We start from the raw sequence: 17,056 nt of genomic DNA, 5'->3' as shown, positions 1-17,056 counted from the left end.
GTGAGTTCTGATATCCGGTGGGTCAGGCGGTGGCGAGAACCTTCGACTTCGCCGCCTGTGGCTTACGCGGCTTGATCAGCTGCTTGGCTCCGACGACGCACGCGGCCGAGACCGCGGTGCCGATGGCCAGCGACAGGAAGAACCATCCGATTCCACCGATCGCGAACGACACGAAGATGCCGCCGTGCGGCGCGCTCAACGTGGCACCGGTGGCCATGATCAGTCCGCCGGTGACTGCTCCGCCGGCCATCATCGAGGGGATGACACGCAGCGGGTCGGCTGCCGCAAACGGGATTGCGCCCTCGGAGATGAACGAGGCACCCAAGAGCCATGCCGCCTTGCCGTTCTCCCGTTCTGCTTCGGTGAACAAGCCGGGCCGAACCGTCGAGGCCAATGCCATCGCCAGCGGTGGCACCATGCCGGCAGCCATCACAGCGGCCATGATCTTGAGCGACGCGTCATCGGTGACCGACAGGCCTGCCACGGCGAACGCGTAGGCGGCCTTGTTGACCGGGCCGCCGAGGTCGAAGCACATCATCAGACCGAGGATGATCCCGAGCAGGATGGCCGAGGAACCGGAGAGTCCGTTGAGCCAGTCGGTCAACCCGTCGGTGATCGCTGCGAGGGGCTTGCCGAGCACCACGAACATCAGGACACCGACGATCAGAGAGGCGAAGAGCGGGATGACCACCACGGGCATCAATCCGCGAGCCCACTGGGGTACCCCGATCCGGCCGATCCACAGAGCGGCGAAGCCCGCGATCAGGCCACCGACGAGGCCACCGATGAATCCCGCACCGACGAATACTGCGACCGCACCGGCGGTGAAGCCGGGTGCCAGTCCGGGCCTGTCGGCTATCGCGAAGGCGATGTACCCGGCGAGCGCCGGGACCAGGAAGCTGAACGCGAGCGATCCGAGTTGGAAGAGCACCGCGCCGAGGTAGGTCTTCAGTCCACCATCAGGCAGTTGTGTCAGAGAGTTGTCGAGGGTGATCTTCTCGGCGGTGTCGGTGATCTCGTAGCCCGCGAGCAAGAAGCCCAAGGCGATGAGCAGACCTCCGGCGGCGACGAACGGGATCATGTAGCTCACGCCGGTCAGCAGGATCTGCCGTAGACGTGTACCCCAACCGATACCGGCGGTCGTGGATGTTCCGTCGCTGGCGGCTGCCGCGTCACCTGCCACCTTGGCCGCGGACGGGTCGAGGCTGGCTCGCAGCGCCTCGGTGACCATGGCGTCCGGCTCATTGATCGCCCGCTTCACCCCGGACGCCACCACAGGCTTGCCCGCGAATCGCTCACGGCCTTTCACGCCGACGTCCGTGGCGAAGATGACGGCCCCCGCATCGGCGATGATCTGGGCCGCAAGGGGAGTGCTGCCACTCGAACCCTGCGTCTCGACATGCACGGTCACGCCGGCCCGCTCGCCCGCGGCCACAAGGGAGTCGGCCGCCATATAGGTGTGCGCGATGCCGGTCGGGCACGCCGTCACCGCGACGAGGGTCTTGTTCGGGACGTCGGAGCTGTCGGTGTCGGTCGGCTTCGTGTCGGCAGGGTCGGTGGTGGCCGCCGAAGCGGCTGGGGTCGAGACGGTCGACGGGGACGGACCCGGCGGCGTGGCGGGCGCGAGTACCTCCTCCACAAGGGCGACCACGTCGTTGGGAGTGGCTGCTGCTCGCAGCGACGCCACGAATGCCGGCTTGACCAATGCGCGCGCAAGACTCGACAGCAGCTTCATGTGTTCGGAACCGGCGCCTTCGGGTGCGGCGATCAGGAACACGAGGTCGGCAGGGCCGTCCGGCGCGCCGAAGTCGACTTTCGGCGACAGGCGGGCGAAACCGAGAGATGCGGTGGCGATCGACGCATCCCGGCAATGTGGGATGGCGATGCCGCCCGGCAGGCCGGTGGCCGACTGGGACTCACGTGCCAGGGCAGCGGCTTTGAGCGCATCCACGTCGGACGTGCGGCCATCTGCTGCGAGCCGGTGTGCCAGCGCGTCGATGACAGCATCTTTGGTGGTGCCCAGATCGGCGTCGAGCGCGATCAGTTCCGGGCTGATGATCGCCGGTGCGGAACCGGCTCGGATCGTCGGGTGGGACATGACTATTCCTTAGGGGGGTGGTGGAGCCGGGATCAGTGGTTGCCGATGACCGGGTTGAGCGCGATGACGGTCACGGCGCCGGGCTGGGTGTGGTGCGGACTCGGCAAAGCCGTTCCCGGTAGCGCTGCTGCGGCGCTGCCATACGAGACCGCCCATGCGAGGCGGTCGGCCGGTCCGGCATTTTGCAGATCGGCGAGTAGATATCCGGCCAGCGACGAATCGCCGGCTCCGACCGTGCTGCGCGGCGCGATCGGGGGAGTTGTTGCGTGCCAGGCGCCTTCGTCGTTGACGAGAACGGCTCCTGCGGCGCCCAGAGTTGCCAGCACGGCACGCGGGCCGCCGGCCTCGATCAACGATCTCGCGGCCCGGGCGGTCGGCAACGGGTCCCCGTGCTCGGCGGCGAGTTCGAGCTCGGCGCCGTCCAGCCCGGTGAGCTGACCGAGTTCTGTTGCGTTCGGTTTGATGAGATCCGGTGCGGCCGAGGGGAACCGGGCCGCGAGGGCGAGCAGCGGTGCATCGGAGGTGTCCACTGCGATCTGGGTCGGCCCGACGCGGAGCGCGGTGACGAGGTCGGCGTACCAATCGGCCGGAACACCAGGGGGTAGCGACCCGGACAACACGACCCACACGGCCGAGCCTGCGAGATCCTGCAGGCAAGCGGTCAGGGCTGCCAGCGTTTCCGGTGGCAGGGCTGCCCCTGGCTCGTTGATCTTTGTTGTCGTGCCGTCGGGTTCGGTGACCGTGAGGTTGACCCGGGCTGTTCCTGCGTGCGAGATACCGCGGTGGTCGATTCCTGCCTCGTCCAATGCCAGCAGGATCGGCTCACCGGGGTTGCCGGGCAACACCGCGATCGAACGCTTGCCTGCAGCCGTGACGACGCGGGAGACATTGACGCCCTTGCCTCCGGGATGGGAGGTCGCTGCCGATGCGCGATGTACTGCGCCGCGCTGGAGTGGCCCGGTCAGATTGATCGTGCGGTCGATGCTCGGATTTGCGGTGAGGGTGACGATCATGCCGTCACCACCTCGACGTCGTGTGCAAGCAGTTCGGCGCGATCCGACTCGCGCAGGGCGCTGTCGGTGATGAGGACGTCGACCCTGTCGATGGGGGCGAAACTGATCAGGTCTTCTCGGCCGACCTTTGACGAATCAGCAACCACCACGACACGGTGCGCGCTGGTGACCATCGCCCGTTTGATCGCGGCCTCATCGCTGTCGGGAGTGGACAGACCGTGGCGCAGACTGAGTCCGTTGGTCCCGACGAAGGCGACGTCGATCCGCATCGACGCCAGGGTTCGCAGCGCGTCGTCACCGACCACTGCCTGGGTGATCCCGCGGACACGTCCGCCGAGCAGATGCAGGCGTGACCCACCGAGGCCTCCCACTCGGGCCGCGACCGGGATGGAGTTGGTGACGATGACGAGGTCCATGTCGGCGGGGAGGTGAGCAGCAACTCGGGCCGTGGTCGTCCCGGCGTCGAGCAGGATGCTGCCGCCGACCGGGGGTAGCTGGTCCACGGCCGCCTTGCCGATTCGGTCCTTCTCTCCGGATCGACTGTGCTCGCGTTCGGCGGTGCCGACCTCGATGGCTGTGAGCGCGGATGCGGGTACTGCGCCACCATGGACCCGTCGGATCACCCCGAGCCTGTCGAGGGCCGCCAGATCGCGACGCACCGTCTCGGTCGTCACGCCGTACAGATCGGACAGATCAGCGACCGACATGCGGCCTTTCTGCGCGATCAGCGCGGCCATGGCCTGCTGCCGCTCCTCTGCGTACATCTGCCCTCCATGTGGGTTACGTTGCTAGTTGGTGTTGCTTTATGTTGTTTTATGCCCGATCGTATTGCTTTGTCAAGGATTTTGAGTAATCTGAATCACATCGAGTCGGGTTGGTGACGTAGACACGAAAGCCCGCAGACTTGTCAGAGGAGGACGGATGACGAAGTCAACGCTGATCGGAAGCCCGCGAAGGGTGTTGCACGGAACGCCGGTGGTACCAGGCGTGGTGGCGGGTCCGGTGATCGTTCCGGGTCCACGCGTCGCGCCGCCGCTCGACGACACCGTGATCGACCCGGCCGACCGCGACCGCGAGCTGCAGGCGTTCCGCGAGGGCACCAAAGCTGTTGCGTCGCGACTGCAGGCACGGGCCGCGGTGTCGAGCGGAGCGGCCTCCGAAGTGCTCGCCGCCAACGCGGCCATGGCAACGGACCGGGGCTGGCTGGGTGCTGCCGAGAAGCTCATCGCGGCAGGCAATTCCGCCACTGCAGCGACGGCCGCGGCCACAGAACAGTTCGTGGCCATGTTCACCAAACTCGGCGGCCTGATGGCCGAGCGCGTGACCGATCTCCGCGATGTCCGTGACCGCGTGCTCGCCGAGCTGATCGGGGCTCCCGAACCGGGGGTTCCGGAACCGGACGTTCCGTCGATCCTTTTCGCGGAGGACCTGGCACCCGCAGATACAGCGGGCCTCGACCCGGCAATGGTCATCGGGCTGGCGACCTCGCTCGGTGGCCCGACCAGCCATACCGCGATCATCGCGCGCCAGCTGGGCATCCCTTGCGTCGTGGCGGTCACCGGCCTCGACGAGGTCGCAGCAGGGAGTTCGGTCCTGCTCGACGGCGCCGAAGGCGAGATCACCGTGTCACCCGATGCGGCCGCGGCATCCGAAGCAGTGGCGCAGTACCGGTTGATTGCCGAGCGCACAGCCGCGTGGACCGGGCCCGGGGCGACAGCCGACGGTCATCGAGTTGACGTCCTCGCGAACGTACAAGACGGCGCCGGGGCGCGGGTGGCCGCGGAGACCTCAGCAGGTGGGATCGGGTTGTTCCGGACCGAACTGTGCTTCCTCGACCGAGAGACCGAACCGACGGTCGCCGAGCAATCCGCCATCTACCGCGAAGTGCTCGATGCCTTCCCGGACGCAAAGGTCGTCGTTCGCACACTCGATGCCGGGTCGGACAAGCCTTTGCGTTTCGCCGAACACCCACATGAGGCCAATCCGGCTCTGGGGGTGCGTGGCATCCGGATCGCAGCCCGTGACAGCGGCATTCTCGATCGGCAACTGGACGCGATTGCTGCTGCGGCCGAAGGGGTTTCACGCCCGTGGGTGATGGCGCCCATGATCTCGACGGCTGCTGAAGCTCAGTCGTTCGCCGCGAAGGTCCGCGAACGCGGGCTTGTCCCCGGAGTGATGATCGAGGTCCCGGCAGCGGCGTTGCTCGCCGAACGGATCCTTGACCACGTCGACTTCCTGTCGGTGGGAACCAACGATCTCGCGCAGTACACGATGGCGGCCGACCGCATGTCGGCCGATCTCGCCGAGCTCACCGATCCCTGGCAGCCCGCTGTCCTGTCACTGTTGGCGCGCACGGCAGTCGCCGGCGCCGCCGTGAACAAGCCGGTGGGGGTGTGTGGGGAAGCGGCGGCCGATCCGCTGCTCGCCTGCGTGCTGGTCGGTTTCGGGATCACATCGCTGTCGGCGGCAGCGTCGGCAGTTGCGGGCGTCGGTGCCAAGCTGGCGACGGTGACTTTGGATCAGTGCCGTCGAGCAGCAGATGCGGTCTCGCAAACGGCAGATCCGATGAGTGCGCGGGCAGCAGCTCGCAGTCTTCTGGACTGACTGCGTTTGTGGGCTGCTGCCCGCGTACTCAGGAATCAAACGGTCGAACGGGCGAACCTACTGCGCTTTCTTTGCCTGCTTGCGTGCCTGGGCTGACAGCTTGACGCCCTCGTCGGCTGCACGCTCGGCGAGCTGCGCGGCGTAGACGCGGGCCGATTCGGCCAGCTCGGGTGCCCGGTCACGAGCGGTCGCGAGCGTCTTCTCTGCGTATCCATTGGTGGCAGCCAACGTCTGTGATGCAGACGCGGCGAGCTCGGCGCGACGGTCGGCAGCGGCGCTCTTCGCCTTGGCTCCGTTGGTGAGGGCCTGCTTGGCGAACTTGGTCTGCTGCTTGGTCAGCTTGGCCTGCTGCTTGGCGGCGGTCTTACCCAATTTCGCCTGCTTCTTGCCGGCCTGCTTGCTCAGCTTGGCCTGCTTCTTCGCAGCGGCCTTGCTGAGCGACGCTGTGCGCTCGGTGGCGACCTCGGCGAGCTTCGCGCTCTGTGTGGTGGCCTTGGCGGCGAGCTCTCCGGCCCGCTCGGAAGCGACTCCGGCGAGAACTGCGCCACGCTTGGACGCGACGTCGACGATCTCGCTGCCGCGTTCGCCTGCGACATCGGCCAGGACGGCCGCCCGTTGCGACGCCTTCTGTGCCAGTTCGGCAGCCCGCTCCGACGCGACCTCGGCGAACTTGCCGCCGCGGTCGGAGGCCACCTCGGCCAGATCGCCTGTTCGCTCGCCGACGACCTCGGCGATGTGCGACGCACGATCGGCCAGGACGCCTGCGGTCGAAGCGCTCGCAGCGGCGGTAGGCAGTACAGCACTGACCTTGTCACTGGCGATCGCCGCGGCCTTGCGTCCGCGCCATGCCAGCGACGGCTTGCCTTCGGTGTCGACGGTTGCGATCAGCAGCCCGCCGAGCAGTCCCACGTTCTTGATGAAATGCGCTTGCTGCTCGGCCCGCTCGTGCGGGTCGGTCTCGTTCCAGAAGTCGTTTCCGGCCAGCGTGGTGGGGATGACAACGCCGGCAAGGGTCAGCGAGGCGAGCCGCGGGAACTTGCCGGTCGCCAGTGCCAGGCCACCGATGATGTGGATGGCGCCGTTGATACGGACAACCACCTGCGCGTCAGCCGGGATCAGGTCGGCGGCCTGCGGCGGGAGCTGGGTTTTTGCTTTGTCGACGAACGGCTGCGCGGTTTCGGCTAGCTGTTCCGGGCGTCGGATCGCGTCGATCCCAGTTGCGATGAACGCGGTCGCGAGCATGGGACGGGCAATGCGGCGGATGAGCATAGAAGGGCCTCCTCAAGACACTTGTTACATGGACCTGTCCCCGGGAAAGTCATGCGTGAAACCTTCCTCTCGCCAGGTGGTCCGACAGAACCTGCTTAACGGATGGACTCTGTTGACCCTATAGATCAACCAGGGCCCGTGTGATGGTCCCTCGCATTGGGTAGACATCTGCCGACCGAACGGAGGTGAGTGGTGCCCATCGAACACGGGGATGTCGGCTGCTGGGTCGTGAAGTGCAACCCGGTGACCGGGACCGACTACTTCGCGGCCATCGCTGCAGATGATGAGGCCCGGGGACCTGTCCCGAACCTTCATGCAGACAGCTGGTGCCTGAGTCCGCGGTCCGGCAGGAGCCGGATGGTCTCGCCCGGCGACCTCATAGCCCTGTGGGTGACCGGTCCGAAGAACCCCGGAGTCTATGAAGTGGGCTGGGTCGTCGAGAACCGCGAGGACCCGTCGAACTCGATCGGCGTCCCCGAACCACGAAAGGTCCACTACATGGGCTTACGGCTCGGTGCGGACAACCATGTGCCGCGCGGGTTGATCCAGGCCACTCCGGGTCTGGACCGGTGCGAGCAGCTGCGGGCGCCGATGATGTCCAATCCCAGTTATCTGACAGTCGACGAAGCCAGGGTGCTTGCTCGTCTCGTCGCGGCCAGGGTGTCCGAGGATGTCGTGGCAGCGGCCCGGTGGAACACGCTGCTCACCTGATCACCAGCCGCGTTCGCGCCACTCATCGAGGTGAGGCCGCTCGGCCCCCAGCGTGGTGTCGAGGCCGTGCCCGGGGTAGACCACAGAGCTGTCATCGAAGCGGTCGAAGAGTTTGGTCGTCACGTCGTTCAGCAGGATCTCGAAGTCGCCGTCGCGGTGTGTCTTTCCGACACCACCCGGAAAGAGCGAGTCGCCGGTGAACAGATGGGTGACGTCGTCTTCGAGGACCAGCGCGATGGAGCCGTCGGTGTGACCCTTCAGGTGGATGGCCTCCAGGCGGAGTTCGCCCACCTCGATGACGTCGCCTTCGTCGATCAACCGGTCTGTCTTCACCTGAATCGGCTCGGCGTCGATTCGGCCTGCGGCGGTGGGAAGACCGGTCGCCTTGACCACCTCTTCGAGTGCGATCCAATGGTCCGGGTGCCAATGGGTGGTGAAGATCAGCTCGATGTTGCCGTGATTCCTGATCAGCTCGATGAGCGTGTCCGCGTCATTCGCAGCATCGATCAGCAGCGCCTTGCCGGTCTGCTTGCAGGTGATGACGTAGACGTTGTTGTCCATCGGACCGACCGACAATTTGACGATGGTCGCCCGAGGCGTCGATTTGCGTTGAGGGACTTCGGATTCACTGAAGTCACCGGTGTACGTGTCGGAAATCGGGGCCGCTGCACTCATGGCTCATGACCTTACTTGGTCACTGGCCCTGGAAGGTCCGGCGATAACGGGTCGGGGACGTCCCCAGATGGTTGCGGAGGTGGTGACGGAGATTGGCCCCGTTGGCCAGACCCGACAGTCTGGCCACCTCGTCGACCGGAAGGTCGCGGGACTCGAGTAGTTCGCGGGCGTGGTGCACACGCTGTTTACGGACCCAGACCGCAGGCGTGTCACCGGTTTCTTCGCGGAACCGCCGGTTGAAGGTACGCACACTCATGTTGGACTGACGGGCGAGCTGGGCAACGGTGAGTGGCTCGGTCAGGTTGTGGCGAGCCCACTCCCGCACCGCCGATGTAGAAGCGTCGCCGACGTCGGGTACCGCAGCGTCGATGTATTGGGCCTGGCCTCCATCGCGCCATGGTGGCACCACGCAGTACTTGGCCACCCGGTTCGCGACCCGCGCACCATGGTCGCGGCGAATCATGTGCAGACAGAGGTCGATTCCTGCCGCCAGGCCCGCCGAGGTGAGAACATCCCCGTCGTCGACGAACAGAACGTCCTCGTCGAGGTGCACCGCCGGGTAGAGCCGGCGCAGGTCGTCGGCCTTGTCCCAATGGGTGGTCGCCGGTCGGCCGTCGAGAAGCCCTGCTGCCGCGAGCGCGAAGGCGCCGGTACAGATCGACACGATTCGGGTGCCCGTCCGTACGCGCTCCAGCGCTTGACGCAGTTCGGCAGGGCAGGTGCCGTCGAAGCGGACCTCTTGCAGCCTCGTCCCGGGGATCACGACCGTGTCCGCCGAGTCGAGAGCTTCAGGACCACGGGTGGGCACCATCGCGAACCCGGACAGGGTCCGCACGGGCTCGGTCGACAGGCCGATCAACTCGACGTCGTACAGCGGATTTCCCGCATCGTCGGCGGCCTGCCCGAACACCATCGGCGGAATCGTCGCATCGAACCCGATCACCGGCTCGAGCATCAGGACAGCGATTCGATGAGGGGTCGGGATGCGAGAAGCCATGGCAGCATTTTTACAGATGTTGTCATCTATGCCAATGGCGGCGCCGATCGGCGACAGCGAGAGTTGTCCGGTGACCATCGCCGAGACCCCGCGCGTCCGCTCCGGCCCCCGTCTGCACTGGGCGTGGACAGTGGCCGCCGTCAGCTTCGTGACGCTTCTCGCAGCGGCCGGTTTCCGGTCGGTTCCCAGCGTGATGATGGACCCGTTGCACCAGGAGTTCGGCTGGTCCCACGGCACGGTGGGTCTGGCGATGTCGATCAACATGACATTGTTCGGTCTGACCGCGCCTTTCTCGGCGGCACTGATGGACCGTTTCGGAGTGCGTCCGATCCTCGCCGGCGCACTCACCCTGATCGCACTGGGCACGGCTCTCAGCGTCTTCATGACCGCCGGGTGGCAGCTGCTGCTGCTCTGGGGCGTTCTGGTGGGTATCGGCACCGGGTCGATCTCGATGGGGTTCGTGGCCACGGTCGCCACCCGCTGGTTCGTCGAACGCCGCGGATTGGTGACCGGGGTCCTGACGGCTGCGAGCGCCACGGGGCAGCTGATCTTCCTCCCGCTGGTGGCCCTGGTCACCACTCGATACGGGTGGCGGTTGGCGGCCCTGATCGTCGCGGCAGCTGCCTTGGCGGTGGTTCCGCTGATCGTGGTCTTCATGCGAAACCATCCGAGCGACAAGGGGATCAGCGCATACGGTGCGCCGATCGAGCAGCAGCCGTCGCAACCGCCCGTCGCGCGCTCGGGCAGTTTTCGCATGGCTCTGGAAGGGCTGGTGATCGGTGTGCGTACACGGGTGTTCTGGTTGCTCGCGGCGAGTTTCGCGATCTGTGGGGCGACGACAAACGGACTGATCGGCACCCACTTCATCCCGGCTGCGCACGACCATGGAATGCCGACAACGGTCGCTGCAGGTCTACTCGCCACCATCGGGGTGTTCGACGTCGCAGGCACGATCTTCTCCGGCTGGCTCACCGACCGTGTGGACGCTCGGATCCTGCTTGCCGTTTATTACGTGGGAAGGGGAGTGTCACTGCTCGCCCTGCCCGCGCTGCTGTCTCCGCATGCCGAACCGAGCACATGGGTGTTCATCATCTTCTACGGTCTGGACTGGGTAGCGACGGTCCCGCCCACCATCGCGTTGTGCCGAACCCACTTCGCGGACCGCACACCGGTGGTGTTCGGCTGGGTGTTCGCCGCGCATCAACTGGGGGCTGCGGTGGCGGCGTTCGGCGCGGGCCATCTGCGCGACCAGCACGGCAGCTACGACATGGCGTTCTACGTCGCGGCCGGCCTCTGCGTCGTCGCTGCGCTGCTGTCCCTGGGCATTCGGAAGCCCGCGGTTGCCATCACCCAACCGTCGGTGCCATCGGACCGGCTCGCGCACGATAAGCGCTGATCAGCGGGGCGGAATGGGTGGTTGAGAGTCGGCTCGGCCGGGGTGCGATTTGCTGAGGCCGGTATCTTGTCAGTGGGTGCCTCTAGCATTGCCGGGTACGCCCCTGGCTGACACCGACCTTCCGACCCGCATGCGGTCGGTACCCCCGATTCGACACCGAAAAGGACCACTGTGGCTGATCGCCTCATCGTGCGCGGAGCCCGCGAACACAACCTGCGCGGCATCGACGTCGACCTCCCGCGTGACAGCTTGATCGTCTTCACGGGGCTGTCCGGCTCGGGAAAATCGAGCCTGGCGTTCGACACGATCTTCGCCGAAGGACAGCGCCGCTACGTCGAGTCGTTGTCGGCATACGCGCGTCAGTTCCTCGGTCAGATGGACAAGCCCGACGTCGACTTCATCGAGGGACTGTCACCCGCGGTCTCGATTGACCAGAAGTCCACCAACCGGAACCCGCGTTCCACCGTCGGCACCATCACCGAGGTCTACGACTACCTCCGTCTGCTCTACGCACGTGCGGGCAAGGCCCACTGCCCCGAGTGCGGTTCGGCCATCGAGAAGCAGACCCCTCAGCAAATCGTCGACCAGGTGCTCGAGATGGAACAGGGCATCCGTTTCCAGGTGTTGGCGCCGGTGGTCCGCACCCGCAAGGGTGAATTCGTCGACCTGTTCGGAACCCTTCAGACACAAGGTTTTTCGCGTGCCCGGATCGATGGCGTGGTGTACCCGCTCACCGATCCGCCGAAGCTCAAGAAGCAGGAAAAGCACGACATCGAGGTCGTGGTGGACCGGTTGTCCGTCAAGTCCTCGGCCAAACAGCGACTCACCGAGTCGGTCGAGACCGCATTGGGCCTGGCCGACGGTGTGGTGGTCCTCGACTTCGTCGACCTGGAGGAGAACGACCCCCACCGGGAACGGCGCTTCTCCGAGCGGATGGCCTGCCCCAACGGCCACCCGATCGCCATCGACGACCTCGAACCGCGGTCCTTTTCGTTCAACTCGCCGTACGGTGCGTGCCCGGAGTGCGACGGGCTCGGCATCCGCAAAGAGGTGGACGAGGAACTCGTCGTGCCCGACCCGGACCTGTCGCTTGCCGACGGTGCGATCGCGCCGTGGTCGGGCGGCCACAACGCCGACTATTTTCTCCGGTTGCTCTCAGGCCTCGGCGACGAGATGGGGTTCGACACCAAGACGCCGTGGAAGAAACTCCCGCTCAAGGCGCGTAAGGCGATCCTGAACGGCAGCGACCACCAGGTGCACGTCCGTTTCCGCAACCGCTACGGACGTACGCGCTCGTACTACACCGAGTTCGAAGGTGTGATGTCGTTCCTGCACCGGCGCATGGAACAGACCGAGTCCGAGCAGATGAAGGACCGGTACGAGGGATACATGCGTGACATCCCCTGTCCCGAGTGCGGCGGCGCCCGCCTGCGCCCCGAGATCCTCGCCGTCACCCTCGATCACCAGCGTTTCGGTGAGAAGTCGATCGCGGACGTGTGTGCGTTGTCGGTCGCCGAGTGCGCCGATTACCTGTCCGACCTCAAGCTGGGCTCGCGCGAGCAGGCCATCGCCGGACGTGTGCTCAAAGAGGTGCAATCCCGCATCACGTTCCTGCTCGACGTCGGTCTCGAGTACCTGTCGTTGTCACGCGCTGCCGGATCGCTCTCCGGCGGCGAGGCGCAACGCATCCGCCTGGCCACCCAGATCGGCTCCGGTCTGGCCGGCGTGCTCTACGTGCTCGACGAGCCGTCGATCGGCCTCCACCAGCGCGACAACCGTCGTCTCATCGACACCCTCACCCGGCTGCGCAACCTGGGCAACACCCTCATCGTCGTCGAGCACGACGAAGACACCATCCGCTCGGCGGACTGGATCGTCGACATCGGCCCGTATGCCGGCGAGCACGGTGGGCGTGTGGTCCACAGCGGTAGCTATAAAGATCTGCTGACCAACACCGAGTCCCTGACCGGTGCATATCTGTCCGGTCGAGAGTTCCTCGAGGTCCCCGAGATCCGGCGTCCGATCGACCGCAAGCGACAGCTGACCGTTGTCGGCGCACGTGAGCACAACTTGGACAACATCGACGTGGTGTTCCCGCTCGGTGTGCTCACCGCGGTCACCGGCGTCTCGGGTTCGGGCAAGTCCACGCTCGTCAACGACATCCTGGCCACGGTGATGGCCAACAAGCTCAACGGTGCTCGCCAGGTACCGGGTAGGCACACGCGGATCAACGGCATGGACAATCTCGACAAGCTGGTGCGCGTCGACCAGTCGCCGATCGGTCGGACCCCGCGGTCGAACCCGGCCACCTACACCGGTGTGTTCGACAAGATCCGTACGCTCTTCGCCGCGACAACCGAGGCGAAGGTCCGTGGCTACCAACCGGGACGATTCTCGTTCAACGTCAAGGGCGGTCGCTGTGAGGCGTGTACCGGCGAGGGCACCATCAAGATCGAGATGAACTTCCTGCCCGACGTGTACGTCCCCTGCGAGGTGTGCCACGGTGCGCGGTACAACCGCGAAACGCTGGAAGTCCACTACAAGGGCAAGACCATCTCCGAGGTCTTGGACATGCCGATCGAGGAGGCCGTCGATTTCTTCGAGGCCATCACCTCGATCCACCGATACCTCAAGACCCTGAACGACGTCGGCTTGGGCTACGTCCGACTCGGACAGCCGGCCCCGACACTGTCCGGTGGCGAGGCGCAGCGTGTGAAGCTGGCCGCAGAGCTCCAGAAGCGGTCGACCGGACGCACGGCATACGTGCTGGACGAGCCGACCACCGGCCTGCACTTCGAGGACATCCGCAAGCTGCTCAAGGTGATCAACGGGCTCGTCGACAAGGGCAACTCCGTGATCGTCATCGAGCACAATCTCGACGTCATCAAGACCGCGGACTGGGTCATCGACATGGGACCGGAAGGTGGTTCCGGTGGCGGCACGGTCGTGGCGGAAGGTACGCCCGAAGACGTCGCAGCGGTGCCGGAGAGCCACACCGGAAAGTTCCTCGCGGAGATGCTCAAACCGCAGACGGTCGCATCTGTCCCGGCCAAGCCCAAGCGCAAAACGCCCGCACGCAAAGCTGCGGCGAAGCAGACTGGTCGTAAGCAAGAGGTCGCAGCGAGTTGATCGCGGCCGACCGGCTGTCCCATCCACCGAGTAGGAGTCAGCACCATGGTTGACATGAAGCCGCGCAGTCGCACCGTCACCGACGGGATCTCGGCGGCACCCAGCCGCGGGATGTTGCGGGCGGTCGGAATGGGCGACGAGGACTGGGGTAAGGCCCAGATCGGCATCGGGAGCTCGTGGAACGAGATCACACCGTGCAACCTCTCGCTCGATCGGCTCGCGCAGGCGGCCAAGGAGGGCGTGCACGCCGGCGGTGGTTATCCACTGCAGTTCGGCACCATTTCGGTGTCGGACGGGATCTCCATGGGACACGAGGGCATGCACTTCTCGTTGGTGTCGCGTGAGGTGATCGCCGATTCGGTGGAAACCGTGATGCAGGCCGAACGGCTCGACGGGTCGGTCCTGCTCGCCGGGTGTGACAAATCTCTGCCCGGGATGATGATGGCCGCGGCGCGCCTCGACCTCGCCTCGGTGTTCCTCTATGCCGGCACCATCGCGCCTGGCTGGGTCAAGCTCAGCGACGGCAGCGAACGTGACGTCACACTGATCGACGCTTTCGAGGCCGTCGGGGCATGTCGGGCCGGGAAGATGTCCGAGGACGATCTCGGCCGCATCGAGCGCGCCATCTGTCCGGGTGAGGGTGCCTGCGGAGGTATGTACACGGCGAACACGATGGCGTCGATCGCCGAGGCTATGGGTATGAGCCTCCCGGGATCGGCGTCACCGCCCGCAGCGGACCGCAGGCGTGACGCCTTCGCGCACCGCTCCGGCGAGGCAGTGGTCAACCTGATCCGTCTCGGCATCACCGCCCGCGACATCATCACCAAGCCCGCGCTGGAGAACGCCATCACGGTCACCATGGCCCTCGGCGGTTCCACCAATGCCGTCCTGCACCTGCTGGCCATTGCCAGTGAAGCGGATGTTGATCTCGATCTCGACGACTTCAACCGCATCGGCGACCGCACCCCCCACCTGGGCGACCTCAAACCCTTCGGCCGGTTCGTGATGAACGACTTCGACCGTCACGGCGGTATCCCGGTGGTCATGAAGGCTCTGCTCGACGCCGGCCTCCTCAACGGGGATGCACTGACCGTCACCGGAAAGACGTTGTCGGAGAACCTCGCTGCGATGGACATCGCGCCACTCGACGGCGACGTCATCCGCACGCTGAGCAACCCCATCCACAAGACCGGCGGGATCACGGTGCTTCACGGCTCACTCGCCCCCGAAGGCGCGGTGGTGAAGTCCGCGGGATTCGACGCCGACACCTTCGAGGGTCCGGCGCGAGTGTTCGAGCGCGAGCAGGGCGCGCTGGCCGCTCTCGCGGATGGCGTCATCAAAGCCGGTGACGTGGTGGTCATCCGATACGAAGGTCCTAAGGGCGGACCGGGCATGCGCGAGATGCTCGCGATCACCGGCGCCATCAAGGGGGCCGGTCTCGGCAAAGACGTGTTGCTGCTGACCGACGGCCGTTTCTCCGGCGGAACCACCGGACTGTGCATCGGGCACCTCGCGCCCGAGGCATCAGACGGGGGACCGGTGGCCTTCATCCGCGACGGCGACCGCATTCGCGTGGACATCGCTGCGCGGACATTGGATCTCCTCGTCGACGACGACGAGCTGGAGTCACGCAAACAGGACTGGCAGCCTCTCGACCACAAGTACCAGCGGGGTGTGCTCTCAAAGTACGCCAAGCTGGTCCGTTCGGCGTCCGTCGGAGCCGTCACCCACTGACCCGCCGAACCCGAAAGTGCCCTCATGGCGGTGAACACCAGGTCACCTCCGCCACCGGGGCACACTTCGGGCTAGTCGGTGACGGGTCCGGTCTGCTTCTCGCCCGGGCCCTTCCCCGGTTCATCGGGATGCGCGCTGGCCTCGCGGAAGGCGAGCTGCAGACTCTTGAGGCCGTCGCGCAGGGGAGCGGCATGGATACCGAGATCGGCAACCGACGACTGTACGAGTCCGGCCAGTGCACCGATCAGTTTCCGCGCCTCGTCGAGGTCGAAGTGCGGACTGGTCGACGGGTCGCTCTCGGACAACCCCAGCTTTTCCGCCGCCGCACTCATCAACATCACCGCAGCACGCGTGATCACCTCGATGGCCGGAACCTCGGCCAGGTCGCGTACCTCGGGCTCGGAATTCACGTTTTCCGTCATGGCTGTTAGACTTCCACCTACGACCGCCCTGGCGTACGCCGGGGTTGCAAGTGGAGTTCACACTCCCACCGCTCGACGTCGGTGTCTTCGCAAGAAGCCCGCACAGTTGAACGGTCCGGTTTTGTCGCCGGAGGTATCCGCGTCAGCGGAATATTTCCGGTGGCCTCTGAGTTGGAGGCTGTGATCGCTGGGATGCGATAGGTGACATGAACCGGTCGGTGTGGGCCCCGTCGATGAACATTCATCGAGCCGGGGCCTTTTCGCTGAGGATCTGTCTTCACCAGTTGCTCCCGCGGTCCAACCCGACAGAAAACGTCTGCCACGAGGAACCACCTACGTACGCGGACACAAATGAGGAGGCCCCATCAGCACTGAGACTCGTATCAATGAGCGCATCCGAGTTCCCGAGGTCCGTTTGGTCGGACCGAACTCGGAGCAGGTCGGCATCGTCCGCGTGGAAGATGCCCTGCGCTTGGCTATCGAGGCCGATCTTGATCTGGTCGAGGTGGCCCCGAACGCGCGCCCGCCGGTCTGCAAGATCATGGACTACGGCAAGTTCAAATACGAGGCGGCACAGAAGCAGCGCGAATCGCGTCGCAACCAGCAGATGACCGTCATCAAGGAGCAGAAGCTCCGCCCCAAGATCGACGACCACGATTACGAGACCAAAAAAGGTCACGTCATCCGCTTCCTCGAAGCCGGGTCCAAGGTCAAGGTGACGATCATGTTCCGCGGACGCGAGCAGTCGCGACCCGAGCTCGGTTACCGATTGCTGCAGCGCTTGGGCAACGACGTCGGCGAGTACGGGTTCGTCGAGACCTCCGCCAAGCAGGATGGCCGCAACATGACGATGGTTCTGGCCCCGCACAAGGGCGCCAAGACCAAAGCACAAGCTCAAGCACAAGCTCAGGCACCGAAAGCGCAACCAGCGCAGAGTGCACCCAGTAAGCCTGCGGCAGATTCAGGACCGGCTCCGGCCGCAAATCCTGAAGGCTGACTGCCTCCCAG

13 protein-coding genes are annotated in these 17,056 nt (G+C 65.6%); 6 read left to right on the top strand and 7 right to left on the bottom strand.

Features of this window, described 5'->3' with window-relative positions:
* Nucleotides 1–22: 22 nt before the first annotated feature.
* Genes ACVWY6_RS22950 through ACVWY6_RS22940 form a run of 3 tightly spaced genes read right to left on the bottom strand, consistent with a single transcriptional unit; the run spans nucleotide 23 to nucleotide 3,875 of the window.
* Nucleotides 23–2,098 (bottom strand): fructose-specific PTS transporter subunit EIIC, encoded by a 2,076-nt coding sequence (locus tag ACVWY6_RS22950; RefSeq protein ID WP_457541239.1) that lies wholly within the window; start codon nucleotides 2,096–2,098, stop codon nucleotides 23–25.
* Between the two features lie 32 nt (nucleotides 2,099–2,130).
* Nucleotides 2,131–3,111, bottom strand: a complete 981-nt coding sequence (locus ACVWY6_RS22945) for a 1-phosphofructokinase family hexose kinase (protein WP_457541237.1) — start codon at nucleotides 3,109–3,111, stop codon at nucleotides 2,131–2,133.
* A complete protein-coding gene (locus ACVWY6_RS22940) occupies nucleotides 3,108–3,875 on the bottom strand; it encodes a DeoR/GlpR family DNA-binding transcription regulator (protein ID WP_030173170.1) in 768 nt (255 codons plus the stop codon). The genes ACVWY6_RS22945 and ACVWY6_RS22940 overlap by 4 nt, the downstream gene beginning before the upstream one ends.
* A gap of 157 nt (nucleotides 3,876–4,032) precedes the next feature.
* Between ACVWY6_RS22940 and ACVWY6_RS22935 the strand changes: the two genes are divergently transcribed.
* Nucleotides 4,033–5,715: a phosphoenolpyruvate--protein phosphotransferase gene (locus tag ACVWY6_RS22935; RefSeq protein ID WP_457541236.1), complete on the top strand. Its 1,683-nt coding sequence runs from the start codon at nucleotides 4,033–4,035 to the stop codon at nucleotides 5,713–5,715.
* Between the two features lie 57 nt (nucleotides 5,716–5,772).
* On the opposite strand, the gene ACVWY6_RS22930 is transcribed toward ACVWY6_RS22935, so the two are convergent.
* Complete coding sequence (locus ACVWY6_RS22930; RefSeq protein WP_223248955.1) at nucleotides 5,773–6,984, bottom strand: DoxX family protein; 1,212 nt, start codon at nucleotides 6,982–6,984, stop codon at nucleotides 5,773–5,775.
* A gap of 192 nt (nucleotides 6,985–7,176) precedes the next feature.
* On the opposite strand from ACVWY6_RS22930, the gene ACVWY6_RS22925 reads away from it, so the two are divergent.
* The gene (locus ACVWY6_RS22925) at nucleotides 7,177–7,695 is read left to right on the top strand and encodes a hypothetical protein (RefSeq protein WP_457541233.1); all 519 of its coding nucleotides are present in this window, start codon (nucleotides 7,177–7,179) and stop codon (nucleotides 7,693–7,695) included.
* Here the strand turns inward: ACVWY6_RS22925 and ACVWY6_RS22920 are convergent, their stop codons facing one another.
* Nucleotides 7,696–8,370: an MBL fold metallo-hydrolase gene (locus ACVWY6_RS22920; protein WP_116914643.1), complete on the bottom strand. Its 675-nt coding sequence runs from the start codon at nucleotides 8,368–8,370 to the stop codon at nucleotides 7,696–7,698. It abuts the gene before it with no gap.
* A gap of 19 nt (nucleotides 8,371–8,389) precedes the next feature.
* Nucleotides 8,390–9,367 (bottom strand): GlxA family transcriptional regulator, encoded by a 978-nt coding sequence (locus tag ACVWY6_RS22915; protein WP_457541231.1) that lies wholly within the window; start codon nucleotides 9,365–9,367, stop codon nucleotides 8,390–8,392.
* Between the two features lie 28 nt (nucleotides 9,368–9,395).
* Here ACVWY6_RS22915 and ACVWY6_RS22910 point away from each other — a divergent pair, with 28 nt between their 5' ends.
* From ACVWY6_RS22910 to ilvD, 3 genes are all read left to right on the top strand, one after another.
* Complete coding sequence (locus tag ACVWY6_RS22910) at nucleotides 9,396–10,763, top strand: MFS transporter (RefSeq protein WP_457541229.1); 1,368 nt, start codon at nucleotides 9,396–9,398, stop codon at nucleotides 10,761–10,763.
* Nucleotides 10,764–10,934: 171 nt separating this feature from the next.
* Nucleotides 10,935–13,892, top strand: a complete 2,958-nt coding sequence (uvrA, locus tag ACVWY6_RS22905; RefSeq protein ID WP_457541227.1) for an excinuclease ABC subunit UvrA — start codon at nucleotides 10,935–10,937, stop codon at nucleotides 13,890–13,892.
* 45 nt (nucleotides 13,893–13,937) lie between these two features.
* Entirely contained in the window at nucleotides 13,938–15,626 is a 1,689-nt protein-coding gene (gene ilvD, locus ACVWY6_RS22900; RefSeq protein ID WP_023960692.1) for a dihydroxy-acid dehydratase, read from the top strand.
* 71 nt (nucleotides 15,627–15,697) lie between these two features.
* On the opposite strand, the gene ACVWY6_RS22895 is transcribed toward ilvD, so the two are convergent.
* Entirely contained in the window at nucleotides 15,698–16,048 is a 351-nt protein-coding gene (locus ACVWY6_RS22895) for a DUF1844 domain-containing protein (RefSeq protein ID WP_023960690.1), read from the bottom strand.
* Between the two features lie 364 nt (nucleotides 16,049–16,412).
* Between ACVWY6_RS22895 and infC the strand changes: the two genes are divergently transcribed.
* Nucleotides 16,413–17,045 carry a translation initiation factor IF-3 gene (gene infC / locus ACVWY6_RS22890; protein WP_051721925.1) on the top strand — a complete coding sequence of 211 codons (633 nt, stop codon included), beginning with the start codon at nucleotides 16,413–16,415 and terminating at the stop codon, nucleotides 17,043–17,045.
* The last annotated feature ends 11 nt before the right edge of the window (nucleotides 17,046–17,056 follow it).

The organism is Williamsia sp. R60, assembly GCF_054063855.1.
The sequence above is the reverse complement of the archived record's forward strand: the minus strand, read 5'-3'. Positions and strand labels throughout refer to the sequence as shown.

Bases quoted from the DNA above. Each gene is read 5' to 3' on its own strand.
- ACVWY6_RS22895 (WP_023960690.1), bottom strand. From the start codon at position 16,048: ATGACGGAAAACGTGAATTCCGAGCCCGAGGTACGCGACCTGGCCGAG.
- ACVWY6_RS22910 (WP_457541229.1), top strand. From the start codon at position 9,396: ATGCCAATGGCGGCGCCGATCGGCGACAGCGAGAGTTGTCCGGTGACC.
- ACVWY6_RS22950 (WP_457541239.1), bottom strand. From the start codon at position 2,098: ATGTCCCACCCGACGATCCGAGCCGGTTCCGCACCGGCGATCATCAGC.
- ilvD (WP_023960692.1), top strand. From the start codon at position 13,938: ATGGTTGACATGAAGCCGCGCAGTCGCACCGTCACCGACGGGATCTCG.
- ACVWY6_RS22930 (WP_223248955.1), bottom strand. From the start codon at position 6,984: ATGCTCATCCGCCGCATTGCCCGTCCCATGCTCGCGACCGCGTTCATC.
- ACVWY6_RS22940 (WP_030173170.1), bottom strand. From the start codon at position 3,875: ATGTACGCAGAGGAGCGGCAGCAGGCCATGGCCGCGCTGATCGCGCAG.
- ACVWY6_RS22920 (WP_116914643.1), bottom strand. From the start codon at position 8,370: ATGAGTGCAGCGGCCCCGATTTCCGACACGTACACCGGTGACTTCAGT.
- ACVWY6_RS22945 (WP_457541237.1), bottom strand. From the start codon at position 3,111: ATGATCGTCACCCTCACCGCAAATCCGAGCATCGACCGCACGATCAAT.
- ACVWY6_RS22915 (WP_457541231.1), bottom strand. From the start codon at position 9,367: ATGGCTTCTCGCATCCCGACCCCTCATCGAATCGCTGTCCTGATGCTC.
- ACVWY6_RS22935 (WP_457541236.1), top strand. From the start codon at position 4,033: ATGACGAAGTCAACGCTGATCGGAAGCCCGCGAAGGGTGTTGCACGGA.